The organism is Pseudomonas sp. GW821-FHT05D12 (assembly GCF_059419825.1).
Genome location: NZ_JBWKSN010000010.1, coordinates 157,869 through 170,905, shown reverse-complemented (window position 1 = coordinate 170,905; position 13,037 = coordinate 157,869). Strand labels below are relative to the sequence as shown.

Below are 13,037 nucleotides of genomic sequence, written 5' to 3'. Positions count from 1 at the left end.
CGTCCTGCGCCGACAAACGATACGAGTAGCGTCTGTGGCCATGCACTATCTCTCCCCCCTGAGTCAGAGGTTTCCAAGGCGAACCCGCCTGACGTTCACCGTTGAGCATTCGGAGGGTGAAAGAATCGCGCCATTTACAGGTAAACTCCCCCTCCTCTTCATCTTCCCCACGGAGTTCGCCTTGCGTCTGTTCCACACCTCCGACTGGCACCTTGGCCAAAACCTGCACGGCCAGGAACGCGACTTCGAACACGCCTGCTTCCTTGAATGGCTGCTGCGCCAGATCGGCACCCAGCACCCGGATGTGCTGCTGATCGCCGGCGATATCTTCGACACGGTCAACCCGCCGCTCAAGGCCCAGGAGCGCCTGTATGACTTCATCATCAGCGCCCACGAACAAAACCCGAAACTGACCATTGTGATGATCGCCGGCAACCACGACTCCGGCTCGCGCATCGAACTGCCCGCGCCGTTGATGCGGCGCCTGCGCACTCATGCCCTGGGCCGCGTGTTGTGGCTGGAGGATGGCGAGCTGGATGCCGAACGCCTGCTGATCCCGCTGCCCGGCGCCAACGGCAAGGTCGCCGCCTGGTGCCTGGCGCTGCCGTTTCTGCGCCCGGCGGAAGTCACCGGCGCCCACCTCGGTGACGATTACCTGCGGGGGATTGGCCAGGTGCATGAACGGTTGATCGCGGCGGCCAATGCCAAACGCAAAAAAGGCCAGCCGTTGATAGCCATCAGTCACGCGCACATGGCTGGCGGTTCGGTGTCGGAAGATTCCGAGCGCAGCCTGATCATCGGCAACGCCGAGGCGCTGCCGGCCAGCTTGTTTGATAACAGCGTGAACTATGTGGCCCTCGGCCATTTGCACAAGCCGCAACGGGTCAATGGCGAAGAGCGCATTCGTTATAGCGGATCGCCGATTCCGCTGTCTTTTTCCGAAATCGGCTACAAGCATCAGATTCTCGATGTGACCTTCCAGGGCCAGTGCCTGGTGAGTGTCGAGCCGCTCCTGATCCCGCGTTCGGTCAACCTGCAGCGCCTGGAGGCCGCGCCACTGGCGGACATCCTCAAACAGCTGGCGGACTTGCCCGACATCGACCTGCTCGCCGAAACGCAGCGCCATCCGTGGCTGGAAGTGCGCGTGCGCCTCGACGAACCGCAACCGGACCTGCGCCAGCAAATCGAAACCGCGCTGCAAGGCAAGGCTGTGCGCCTGGTGCGCATCGCCGCCGACTATGCAGGCAAGCGCGGCAGTGACGACACCGACGAAGAGCGCCTGGTCGAACTCGACCAGCTCACGCCCCAGGAGCTGTTCAGCCGCGCCTGGCAGGACAGTTACGGCAGCGAGGTGGATGAACAGACCTTGAAGGATTTCGCCGTGCTGCTCCAGGAAGTGCAACACGCGGGGGAACAGCCATGAAGATTCTTGCCATCCGCCTGAAAAACCTCGCCTCGCTGGCCGGCCCGTTCGAGATCGACTTTACCGCCGAGCCGCTGGCGAGTGCCGGGTTGTTCGCGATCACCGGGCCGACCGGTGCGGGTAAAAGTACCCTGCTCGATGCGCTGTGCCTGGCGCTGTTTGGCGCGGTGCCACGCCTGGGTGATACCGGCCAGGCCAAGATGCCGGACGCCGACACGGATATTTCCATCGGTGACCCGCGCACCCTGGTCCGACGGGGTACCGGCGGCGGCTATGCCGAGGTGGATTTCGTCGGTGTCAATGGCCGTCGTTATCGCGCGCGCTGGGAAGCCAATCGCGCCCGCGACAAGGCCAGCGGCAAGTTGCAGAACAGCCGCCAAAGCCTGATCGACCTCGACAGCGACCAACTGCTGGCCAGCCAGAAAACCGAATACAAAACCCAGCTGGAATTGGCCCTAGGCCTGAATTTCGAGCAGTTCACCCGCGCTGTGTTGCTGGCGCAAAGCGAATTCAGCGCGTTCCTCAAGGCCAATGACAACGAGCGCAGCGAACTGCTGGAAAAGCTCACCGACACCGCGCTCTACACTCAGCTTGGTCGCCGCGCGTTCGACAAGGCCAAGGAAGCCAAGGACGCGCACAAACACCTGCAGGACCAGGCCACCGGTGTGGTGCCCCTGGCCCCCGAGGCCCGCGCCGAACTCGACGAGCAATTCGACGCTGCCCTACAGCAGTTCAAGGCGCAACAGGCGCAACTCAAGCAGCTGGAACTGCAGCACACCTGGCTCAAGGAGCTGCGTGAGTGGCAAGACCGCCAGCTCAGCGCGACCGAGCAATTGCAGCGCGCGCAGGCCGAGTGGGACAGCCTGGGCCCGCAACGCCAGGACCTGAGCCGCCTGGACCAGCTGGCGCCGCAGCGCCATCACTTTGCGCGCCAGGCCGAACTCGACAATCTGCTCACGCCCTTGGCCGCGCAGATTCAGGCGCATCTGGCGCAACAGGCCGAACTGCAGACCCGCCAGAAGCAGGCACTCCAGCAGCAGGCGGCCGCCCACGCCGCGCTGGCCGAGGCCCTCAAGCACCAAGCCGACGCCGCCCCACTGCTGCTGCAAGCCTTCGCCGAACACAACACCCTCGCCCACTTGACCAAGGACCTGGCCAAGCGCACCGAAGACAAACTCCAGCAAGAAACCGCCTGCACCGAAGGCCAGGCGTTGCTCAAGGGCTTGCAGGACAAGCACACCCACGTTGCCGAGCGCCTGCAGCGGCTGGCCGCCGAGCTTGAGCGCAGCGCCGCCCTCGCGCCACTGAGCGATGCCTGGAGCGCCTACCGCGACCGTCTGCAACAGCTGATGCTGATTGGCAATCGCCTGAACAAAGGCCAGGCCGAACTGCCGCAACTGGAACAGCGGGCCACGCGCGCCGCGGAAAAATTCGCCGAGCAACGCGACGCCCTGGACCTGCTGTATCAGGAAGCGGGTGCCGAACCCCATGCCGTGGCCGAGCAGATCCAATTGCTGGCCAGCCTGCTGCAGGACAATCGCAAGCAACAGCGCGCCTTCGAAGACCTCACGCGGTTGTGGGACAGCCAGCAACAGCTGGACCAGCAGGCCAGCGCGCTGACGCAAAAACTCGCGGACGCCCAGCGACAACGCGAACAACTGAACCAGGCCGGCCTGCAAGCCAAGGCCGAGCTGACAGTCGCCGAGCAAACCCTGACGGTGACCAAGCAATTGCTGGAACGCCAGCGCCTGGCCCGCAGTGCCAGCGTCGAGGAGTTGCGCGAGCAGTTGCAGGACGACCAGCCGTGCCCGGTGTGCGGCAGCCATGAGCACCCGTATCACCAGCCCGAAGCCTTGCTGCAAAGCCTCGGTCGGCATGACGACAGCGAAGAGGCGGCGGCGCAGACAGCCGTCGACACGCTCAAGGAAAAACTCACCGAGCTGCGCGGCGAAGTCGGCGGCCTGATTGCCCAGCAAAAGGAATTCCTGCAACAACAGGAGCAGGTGGTCAGCCAACAGCAGGGCCTCAAGCCGAGCCTGGATGCGCATCCGCTGGCGGCCGCGCTGTTCAATCAGGACACGGCCAAGCGCAGCGACTGGCTGACCCAGCAACTCAGCCAACTGACCCAAAACATCGCCCAGGACGAACAGCGCCAAGGCGCCCTGCTCAACCTGCAACAAAACGCCGGGCGCCTGCAGCAACAACTGCAGGCAGCCCAGGATGCCAGCCAGCAGGCTCGCCAGTTGCTGGTGGACCAGCAGCGCGAGCTGTCCAGCGACCGCGAGCGCCTCGACGAAGAACTCAACGCCTTCGCCAGCCTGTTGCCCGCCGACACCCTCGAAGGCTTGCGCCGCGAACCGGCCGCGACGTTCATGCAGTTGGACCAGCAGGTCAGCCAACGCCTGGAGCAACTGGGCCATCAGCGCGATGAACTGGCCGAGCAGCAGGAGCGCCAGCAGGCCATCGAAAAAGAACAAACCCACCAGCAACATCGCCAGCAGCAGCTCGACGCCCTGCTCCAGCAGGTCGCGGAATTGGCCGCACAACGGCAGGCCGCCGAGGAAAAACTCAGCGCCCTGCTCGGCGAGCATTCCAGCGCCGAACACTGGCAGCAGCAACTCGACCAGGCGGTGGCGCAGTCACGCCAGAGCGAAACCGACGCCAACCAGCAACTGCAGGACACGCGCGACGCCTTGATCCAATTGGCCGCCGACCTCAAGGCCCAGCAGGAACGCCAGCAGGCGCTGCAAGCCGAGCAACAGGGTCTCGCCACGCGCCTGCAGGCCTGGCGCGCGCTGCACCCCGAACTGGACGACGAAGGCCTGGCCCGTTTGCTGGCCCTCGACGAGGCGCACATCAACGCGCTGCGCCAACAGTTGCAGCACAGCGAAAAAGCCGTCGAACAGGCCAAGGTCCTGCTGCAGGAACGCGAGCAACGCCTCGCCGAGCACCAGGCCCTGCACAACGGCAACCTGGAGGCCGAACACCTCGACAGCACCCTGGCCGCGCTCAACCAGCAACTGGCCGAGGGCGAGAAACATTGCGCCGAACTGCGTGCGCGCCAGTCCGAAGACCAGCGCCGCCAGGACGCCAACCATGCCCTCGGCGAGCAGATCGCCAGGGCTTATGACGAATGGCAACGCTGGGCCCGCCTGAATGCACTGATCGGCTCGGCCAACGGCGACACCTTCCGCAAGATCGCCCAGACCTACAACCTCGACCTGCTGGTGCACCACGCCAACGTGCAGTTGCGTCAACTGGTGCGTCGCTATCGCCTCAAGCGCGGCGGCAGCATGCTCGGCCTGTTGGTACTGGATACGGAAATGGGTGATGAACTGCGCTCGGTGCATTCACTGTCGGGCGGCGAGACTTTCCTGGTGTCGCTGGCCCTGGCGCTGGGCCTGGCATCGATGGCGTCGAGTACGTTGAAGATCGAGTCGCTGTTTATCGACGAGGGCTTCGGCAGCCTCGACCCCGAATCCCTGCAATTGGCGATGGACGCCCTCGATGGCCTGCAGGCCCAGGGCCGCAAAGTCGCGGTGATCTCCCACGTGCAGGAGATGCACGAACGTATCCCGGTGCAGATCCAGGTCAAGCGCCAGGGCAATGGCTTGAGCACCCTGGAGGTCAAGTGAGCGACGCGCTGCTGTATTCGTTCCGGCGCTGCCCGTATGCCATGCGGGCTCGGCTGGCGTTGCGCTATTGCGGCGTGCCGGTGCAGATCGTCGAGGTGAGCCTCAAGGCCAAGCCGGCCGCGATGCTGGCGCTATCGCCCAAGGGCACGGTGCCGGTGCTGTGCGTCGACGGTCGGGTGATCGAGGAAAGCCTGGAGATCATGCAATGGGCCTTGGCGCAAAATGATCCTGAGGATTGGTTGCTCGGGGGTGACCCGCGGGTACTGGAACTGATTGCCGAGAATGACCAGGTGTTCAAACATCACTTGAATCGATACAAGTATGCCGAACGCTACCCGCAGCAGCCGATGGAACAGTATCGGGCCGAAGGCGAGGTGTTTTTGCAGCAGCTGGAGGGGTTACTGGCGAAAAATGACTACTTGCTGGCCGGGCATTTAAGCCTGGCCGACGTGGCACTGTTACCGTTTGTGCGCCAGTTTGCCCATGTGGATCGCGAGTGGTTTGCCGGTACTCCTTATCACAGGCTGCAAACCTGGTTGCAACGCTTTCTGGAGTCGCCGCTGTTTGCAGCGGTAATGGCAAAACCTTCAGGCTGAGCGCAGATCAAAATGCGGGAGCGGGATTCTTGGGGTGAAAGGGCCTCTCATGGTGGGCAGGCCTCCCATGGTGAAAGGACCTCTTGGAGTGAGCTCGCCTCCCATGGTGAAAGGACCTCTTGGGGTGAGCTGGCCTCTGATGGTGAAAGGACCTCTTGGGGGGTGAGCTCGCCTCTCATGGTGAAAGGACCTCTTGTGGTGAGCTCGCTTCTTGTGGTGAGCGGGCTTGCCCCGCGTTGGGCTGCGCAGCAGCCCCAGGACCCGGCGCCTCGGTGTGTCAGGTCAAACCCGGGCGCTTGCAATGGGGCCGCTTCGCAGCCCAACGCGGGGCAAGCCCGCTCGCCACAATAGATCTGCCAACTCCATAATCACCTGCCAGCACTCCATCACCTGACAAGCACAACCATCACCTGCCAGCACCCAGTCACCTGACAAGCACAACCATCACTTGCCAACACACCATAACCTGCCATCCACACAATCAAATGTGGGAGCTGGCTGGCCTGCGATGCTGACGACTCGGTCCAACTGATTTACCGAGTTGAGTTCATCGCAGGACAGCCAGCTCCCACATTTGATCTGTGTTGCCTGGCAATCAGTGTTGGGTCTTGTGGTCCAGTGCGGCGTAGAAATTGGCGCTTTGTTGCAGGTATTTCTGGGTGTAGGCGCTGGTGCTGGATTTTTTACCGGCAACGTCCACGCTGGCGGCGGCAGGCAAGGCTACGGTGGCGGAAACAGCGGAGGCGGCGATGATGGAGAAGAGGTTCAAGTTCATGTCAGTAACCCTTGTGTTCGTTTGGTTGAGTGGCCGGGGAAGGCCTTGGGACCCAACTTACGCCCGAGGGCTGAACCTTAGAAATGCTTTGAAACAGTAGCCGCTATTAATAGAATTAATACAAGGAGTCAGGCCCCGCCGTGCGGGGCCTGTGGCTTATTGACGCACCAGGAACTTGAGGTCGCTGGGCGCATCGATCGCCAGTTTCTGCACGGTTTTACCCAGCAGGCCGGTCTTGGGGTCACGTTCGACCACCACGATTGCATTGCTTTTCTGGTTGGCCACCAGCAGGAACTTGCCACTTGGGTCCAGACTGAACTCGCGCGGGTGATCGCCTTCAACGGAGCGGCGCTGCAGCTCCTTGAGGTGCGCGGTCGCCGGGTCAATGCTGAACACCAGCAGTTGATTGGCCGTGCCGCGATTGCTCACATAGAGGAACTTGCCATCACTGGACGCATGCAGCGCGGCACCGGCCTTGTCGGACACCGGTTGCCCGGCGGCGTAATCGAGCAGTTGAGTCTGGGTGAGCTTGCCGTCGTGGTAGTCGAACACGGCGATCTGGGCGCTCATCTCGGTGGTCAGCCAGGCGTGCTTGCCATCGGCGCTGAACAGCAAGTGACGCGGACCGCTGCCTGGCGGTAATTGCACGAAGGCTGGATCGGCCGGGGTCAGCGGCAGTTCGTGGTTGGCCTTGGGGTCGTAGTGGTAGACAAAGACCTTGTCCGCCCCCAGATCCTGCACAAACACGTACTTGCCATCCGGCGACGACACCACCGAATGCACATGGTTGGACGCCTGGCGCTCAGGGTTCACGCGGCTGGCCGGGTGCCCGCTCAACTGCACCGGCGCGGACAGCTTGCCACTGGCGTCCACCGGCAGCACGGCCAGGCTGCCACCCGGGTCTTCCAATACCGAATAGTTGGCCACGAACAGGTAACGGCCATCAGCCGCGACGCTGGAATACGTAGGCTCATTGCCCAGGCTTTGCACCTGGTTGACCAGGGTCAACTGATGGTTCTGCGGGTCGATGCTGTAGCTGCTCACACGGCCCACCGGGTCTTTCTGGCCCGGGCCGTTTTCATTCACCACAAACAGATGCTTCTGGTCCTTGGACACCGTCAACCACGAGGGATTGGCTGCCTTGGCCGCGAGCACCGGCTCGCCCTGGAACTGGCCGGTGCGGCTGTCGAACTGCAACCGGTAGATGCCTTGGCTGGTGCCGGCGGTGTAGCTGCCCACGAACAGTTCATAAGTGTCGGCCGGCGCGGCTTGTACCGACATCGCGCCGACACTGCCGGCCATCAGCAGGGGCCAGAATTTACGCATCATCATGCTCGTCTTCCTCGTCGTTATTGTTGCCGGTGAAGGCGGCCATGCACACCAGGCGGTGCTCGCCCGAATCACCGGTGAGGGTCCAACTTTGCAAGGCTTCATCAAAGGTTGCGGCCTGCACTTGCGCCAGGCTGAAGGACCAGCGTTTTTCAACGCGGCCATCCATGCACTTGATCGACAGCTTCTGGTCGTCGAGTTTGAAGTCAAAGGCATGCAGGCCATCGATTTCGAGCATGTCGCTGGTTGCAAGTTCATTAGAGAGGCTGCGGACAGTCATCAGGATCATTCATCAGTGGAAAAAACCTTGATGATAGGCCAATCCGGCGGTGCCGTCGTGTCGCGATAGCGGGCTACCGCACCCGCTGCGCCGTGGCTTGCGATTCTAGGGACTACCCCCTGACAGAATGGACTCGTTTATGCCGCAAGACACACCCGCCACCCCACTGTTGCTACCTCATCGAAGCGACACCCTCGCCCGGGCCGTGGCCCGGCAGTTCACCGGGCGCCCGACGTTGCGCCAGGTGGTCGACCAGCACGTGCACGAACGCCTGCTGGAACAATTCCCCTCACTGGTGCTGGACATGTCCAGCGTCAAGCTGGCCGTCCCCAACCAACGACGCGGCTGGGACCTGCGGCGCTTGAGCGATGTCATCCTCGATTACCTGGGCCACGGCACGCCCCTGAACATGACCGAGGTGATCGACACGCGCCGCTGCTTCCTGTCCCAGCGCCCGCCCTTGCACTTGACCTATGAGGCCGACGGCCCGCGCGAGCCGGACATGGCGGTGATCGAACGGGTGATTGCGGACCTGCCCTTCACCCTGCCCATCGCCTTTCAAGATGCCCTGACCCGCTACTGGAACGGCGCCGCCGACACCGGTGCCAGCCGTTGGCAGTGGCTCGGCGACCTGCTGGCCGACAACCTCAAGAGCACCGCCAGCCTGCTGCCAGCCGGGTTCGCCCAAGACATGCTCTACGCCGTCAGCCGCCAACCCGATCGCCGCGAACGCGAGGGTGTGCGTGCGTACTGCCTGGAGGGCTGCGTGATCCACCAGGGCCGCACCACGCGCCTGCTGAGCAGTGACCTGTTGTTGGTGCAAGGCGACCACGTACTGCTGTGCCAGGCCTCGGGCAACGTTGAAAACTTTGCCTCAGTGGACGCGTTCAACCAGGCCTGGGGTCAACGCCTGGCCGCCGCGTTGCTGGCCGAGAAGATCCAGGTCAAGCACTACGAGCCCGATGGCAACCTCTTCGATATCCAGGCCGCCTTGCTGCTGAACCAGCAGTTGGACGACCTCGACGCCCTCCGTTTGCCGGCCACTGACGGTGTACGCGCCCTGGAGCAACGCTTCGCCGACGCCACCGACCCGGTACCGGCCTTCCTCGCCACCCCGGTCCCCGACCCGACGCACCAGGCGCGTCTCCAGGCGGCGCTGCCGGACTGGCTGCAGGCGGCCAGTGCCGACCAGCGCTTTGCCTATCGCCAGGGGCTGGTGGACCAGGCGCGAGTGCAGCGAGAAAACGCTGGCGCATCGTTCCTCGACGGCGTCGAGAGCCTGCAGGCCTTCACCGTGCGCACCCTGCGCGAGCAGATACGCCGCGATCATCCCGAGTCCAGCGTGGAACCGGAAAACCTGCAACTGACCTTCCATGTCCCGGTAGGCGACCTGCACAGCGGCTACCTGGCGCCGGTGAGCATGAGCCTGACCGAACTGGCCATCCACAACCTCGCCGCTGCGCCGCAGGGCCGCATGAGCGTGCGCGACACTTCGGGTGCCGCCCTGCCCGCCTGGTTCAACGAGGATTATGTGCTCGGGGAAAAGGGCGTAGTCCACAGCACGCCGGGGCTGATTCGCCAGGTGGACATTGGCCGCCATTACCCGGCAAAAATCCGCGAGTGGCTGCTGGGGGACAGCCCTGACATACGCCGGCGCGAAGCCTTGTTTGGCGAGCAACTGAGCGTGCAGCTGCCACGCCAGGCGCTGGAACAGGCGATTCGCCAGGAGCACGGCCTGACCTTCCAGGGTTATCGCTACATCAAGGCCGTGTTGCAGCGCAGCGCACCCGGCCGGGTGGTAGAGGGCCAGGACATCGTGATCCGCCCGCTGGCCTTCGTGCGCACGCCCGACGCGCGGCCGGACAGCGTCGCGAGCATGTTCATCATCGAGCCTCGAGACCAGGGCAATGGCCCGCATCTGCTCTATCGACCGTTGTACCCGGACGCGCTGCACCAGTTCGCGAGTCGCCAGGCATTGTTCGACGCGATTGCCGAGCCTGGCGCCCTGCAAGACAGTGTGCTGGCCTGGCTGCCGGACAAGACGCGGTCGATCTATAGCCACGGCGGCTTTCAGAGCCCGCATATCCTGCGCTTCGGCCAGGGCGACGACACCGTACAGTGGCCCGCACCACCGCCCGCGCAGTTGGCGCAGGACCTCAACGGCGGCGAAGTGCCAGGCTCGCTCGCGCAATCACTGGCGACCGGCAACCTGCTGCAATACCTCTACGGCAGCAATGCCCGGGCCCTGGTGGACCTGGCCGATCGCGACTCGGTGTCGAATGCCGAAAGCCGCTGGGCCGTGCTGCTGGAGGGCGGCTGGTTGCTGTTCAACGCGCTGTTGATGCCGCTGTTGCGCGGCCCGGCGATGGCCGTGGGCTGGATCCTGCAATTGGCGGTCAGCCTCAAGCACGACCTCAGCGGCCTGCAGAGTGATGACGCGGCCGCGCGGGAACTGGCCTGGGTCGATGTGTTGCTCAATATCGGCCTGCTGGTGCTGCACGCGGCCTCGCCCACCGACACCGCGCCACGCCTGCCCACGCGCACGCCGGGCGAGCCGACCTTGCCCCTCGCCGCCCTGCGCCGCCCGGCCTCTGCGCCGTCGGCCCCCACGCTGATCGAGCACGGCCCCATCGGCCTGCCATCCGAACCGGTGGCGGGCGACCAGACCCTGGTGGATTTTATCCATTCCAACGCCCGGGATGCCTCGCGTCGGCGCCTGCTGGACGCCCTGCGCGAACTCAATGTGGCGTGGCCCGTGCCGCCGCCGACGCCCGTAGAGATTGGTCCGCACCGAGGGCTGTACAGCATCGACCGACGCTGGCATGCCTCAGTGGGCGGCTTGCTGTTCGAGGTGAACATCCAAGCCGAAACCGACGCGTTATTTATCGTGCATCCGCAAAAACCTGAGCATCCGGGCTTTGAACTCAAGACCGACGGCCAGGGCCATTGGTCGCTGGACCTGGGGCTGAAACTGCGTGGTGGCGGGCCCAAGAACCGGTTCAAGGCCAAACTGGTGCAGATTGAAGAACAACGCGCACAAGCACACGAGCACGCCAAACGCATTGAGGGCCTTATAGCGGCGGTCAGTCGTGAGCAACTGAGCTTTGTCGACGGGATATTCCCCGCCAAGGCCCTGCTTGAATCACTCGACCAGCAGTTGCTGGTTGCCCACACAGCCCTGCGGGCCGCGCCCGAGAACCCGGTGCTTATCCAGGCGCACGCCGCCACCGCCCGTTCCAGGGCCCGCGCCAAGGTGAGCTTCCAGGTGCTGCTGGAACGCTTCGAACGTACCGCCGGCCCCCAACAGCAGCATCGCCGCGACCTGCTGGAGGCCTACCGGAAAATCAAGGTGGCGGACGGCAAGTTCGACTATGAAGCCAATGCGCAGGAGGTCTACACGAGCATGCTGGCTAGTGATGAGTTACACATCGCCTTCACGGACGCCTTGCACCGCAGCACCTTTTTCTCTGACCAGGGTGAATCCCTGGTTGAACTGGCCGGCAGGCCGGGCGACACAGCAGCCATCCGTTATGTCTATGATCTGGTGCAAACCAACTTTGCCGCCAGCGAGCGCCATTTCAAGGCGGTGCTCGACATCGAGAATGCGCTCGAAACACTCGCGGGTGATCTCAAGAGCGGGCCCGCAGAGCGCTACAAGTACCTCAGTGGAGTGCCTGCCCGACGCTTCTACAACCGCGTAACCGCGACCCTGGAAACCCTCGACCTGCTGGCACTGCTGAGCATCGACCTGACATTCGAACCGCACACCGCCGAGGAATTGTATTTCTTCCAGAACCAGCGACTGCTGCACACCGTCGAGTCCTCAAGGGTGAACACCCACCTTGACCTGCTGGCCACCGAGGGCTTCACCGTCGCCGAACGCAAGGCGGTGCTGCTCAACCTGATTGACCATTACAGCCACCGCCTGCAGGTCTACCGCGCGCTGATGGACATCAATTCCCCGTTGATCATCCCGCGCTATATGCCGCTGCTGATCGAACGCCTCGAAACGGTACGCAGCGCGGCCGAGGCCGACTTGGCCGATGTACTGCGCGAGGATGAGTTCCTGCCGCCGCAAACGGGAGTGTTCAAGCCGCTGAAAATTGCCGTTCCCGGAAAACGCGTGTTCAAGTCCCGGGACAAGGGCGCACTGGTAGGTGAGCTGCAAGCGCCTGACGCAGATACGCCTTTCCCCACCATCATCACTCGCAACCCGATCACTCAACAGCCCAGCGGCCGGTTCATCGAACATCCGGGAGAAGGTTGGGTCGAGATCGTCGACGCGCCGCCGAGCCGCCCGGCGGAAAAGCCTGCTACCCGCTCCCTGGCCAGCTTGCGTACCCAGTCCCAGCAGTTGCTGGAGGAAGTCGGCGCGATCGAGCGCTCCATCAAGTTCCAGAAGAACAAACTCAAGGACCCGCAACGCCGCGACGACCTCAATCCCCGCGACTGGGACGACATGCTCCAGTATCAGGCCCAGCGCATCGAGTCGATTGCCGATGAGATCCAGCGGCAGCACCAGGAGCCACAGACGGTCGAGCGCTTGCGCACACGTGCCGGCGAATTGCGCACCCAGGGCCGGCAACACTGCATCGAAGGGCTCAAGGCCCAGCGGCCCCGCCAGGCAAATATCGACTACCTGCGCATCCACGCCGCCGTGGATATCGGCCTGGTCCATGGCCCGCAACGCACCGCGGCCGGCGACTACGTGACCGAGTTTGCGGTACGCGAGAAAAACGCGCTCACGGTGCTCTGGTACGCACACTTTCACTACGCGCGTGCCGGTGTGCCGGCGGCTGAGTACACCAAGGCCCATCTCAAGCGTCCCGAACACCGCTTTATCACCTTCAAGGACTTGCTCGCCCAGGCCGGAAACGACAACCGCGCCATCGTGCGTGATGTGTACAACCCGATCACCCCGCCACTCGACCAACGCCTGTTCCTGAGCCTGCTCCCTGCCTAGAACCCGCCATGAATGGCATCGAATTGCCAAAAGGAT

The 13,037-nt window shown here is 63.6% G+C and carries 7 protein-coding genes; 4 read left to right on the top strand and 3 right to left on the bottom strand.

Going from position 1 to position 13,037, the window contains the following annotated elements:
• Positions 1-181: 181 nt before the first annotated feature.
• The 3 genes from AC07SI_RS19825 to AC07SI_RS19815 are packed head-to-tail and all read left to right on the top strand — an operon-like array spanning position 182 to position 5,654.
• Positions 182-1,423 carry an exonuclease SbcCD subunit D C-terminal domain-containing protein gene (locus tag AC07SI_RS19825; protein WP_065907877.1) on the top strand — a complete coding sequence of 414 codons (1,242 nt, stop codon included), beginning with the start codon at positions 182-184 and terminating at the stop codon, positions 1,421-1,423.
• Entirely contained in the window at positions 1,420-5,058 is a 3,639-nt protein-coding gene (locus AC07SI_RS19820) for an SbcC/MukB-like Walker B domain-containing protein (protein WP_495006344.1), read from the top strand. Before AC07SI_RS19825 ends, AC07SI_RS19820 begins: the two co-directional genes overlap by 4 nt.
• Positions 5,055-5,654, top strand: a complete 600-nt coding sequence (locus tag AC07SI_RS19815) for a glutathione S-transferase (protein WP_495006343.1) — start codon at positions 5,055-5,057, stop codon at positions 5,652-5,654. Before AC07SI_RS19820 ends, AC07SI_RS19815 begins: the two co-directional genes overlap by 4 nt.
• Before the next feature lie 595 nt (positions 5,655-6,249).
• On the opposite strand, the gene AC07SI_RS19810 is transcribed toward AC07SI_RS19815, so the two are convergent.
• The 3 genes from AC07SI_RS19810 to AC07SI_RS19800 form a co-directional block, all read right to left on the bottom strand.
• The gene (locus AC07SI_RS19810) at positions 6,250-6,429 is read right to left on the bottom strand and encodes a hypothetical protein (protein ID WP_065907868.1); all 180 of its coding nucleotides are present in this window, start codon (positions 6,427-6,429) and stop codon (positions 6,250-6,252) included.
• 156 nt (positions 6,430-6,585) lie between these two features.
• Positions 6,586-7,761 (bottom strand): lactonase family protein, encoded by a 1,176-nt coding sequence (locus tag AC07SI_RS19805; RefSeq protein WP_495006342.1) that lies wholly within the window; start codon positions 7,759-7,761, stop codon positions 6,586-6,588.
• The gene (locus AC07SI_RS19800) at positions 7,748-8,038 is read right to left on the bottom strand and encodes a DUF5629 family protein (RefSeq protein ID WP_495006341.1); all 291 of its coding nucleotides are present in this window, start codon (positions 8,036-8,038) and stop codon (positions 7,748-7,750) included. Before AC07SI_RS19800 ends, AC07SI_RS19805 begins: the two co-directional genes overlap by 14 nt.
• Before the next feature lie 139 nt (positions 8,039-8,177).
• Here AC07SI_RS19800 and AC07SI_RS19795 point away from each other — a divergent pair, with 139 nt between their 5' ends.
• Complete coding sequence (locus AC07SI_RS19795) at positions 8,178-13,001, top strand: dermonecrotic toxin domain-containing protein (protein WP_495006340.1); 4,824 nt, start codon at positions 8,178-8,180, stop codon at positions 12,999-13,001.
• Positions 13,002-13,037: the final 36 nt, after the last annotated feature.

Coding starts and splice junctions, on each gene's coding strand:
- AC07SI_RS19795 (WP_495006340.1), top strand. CDS start 8,178: ATGCCGCAAGACACACCCGCCACCCCACTGTTGCTACCTCATCGAAGC.
- AC07SI_RS19800 (WP_495006341.1), bottom strand. CDS start 8,038: ATGACTGTCCGCAGCCTCTCTAATGAACTTGCAACCAGCGACATGCTC.
- AC07SI_RS19810 (WP_065907868.1), bottom strand. CDS start 6,429: ATGAACTTGAACCTCTTCTCCATCATCGCCGCCTCCGCTGTTTCCGCC.
- AC07SI_RS19805 (WP_495006342.1), bottom strand. CDS start 7,761: ATGATGATGCGTAAATTCTGGCCCCTGCTGATGGCCGGCAGTGTCGGC.
- AC07SI_RS19820 (WP_495006344.1), top strand. CDS start 1,420: ATGAAGATTCTTGCCATCCGCCTGAAAAACCTCGCCTCGCTGGCCGGC.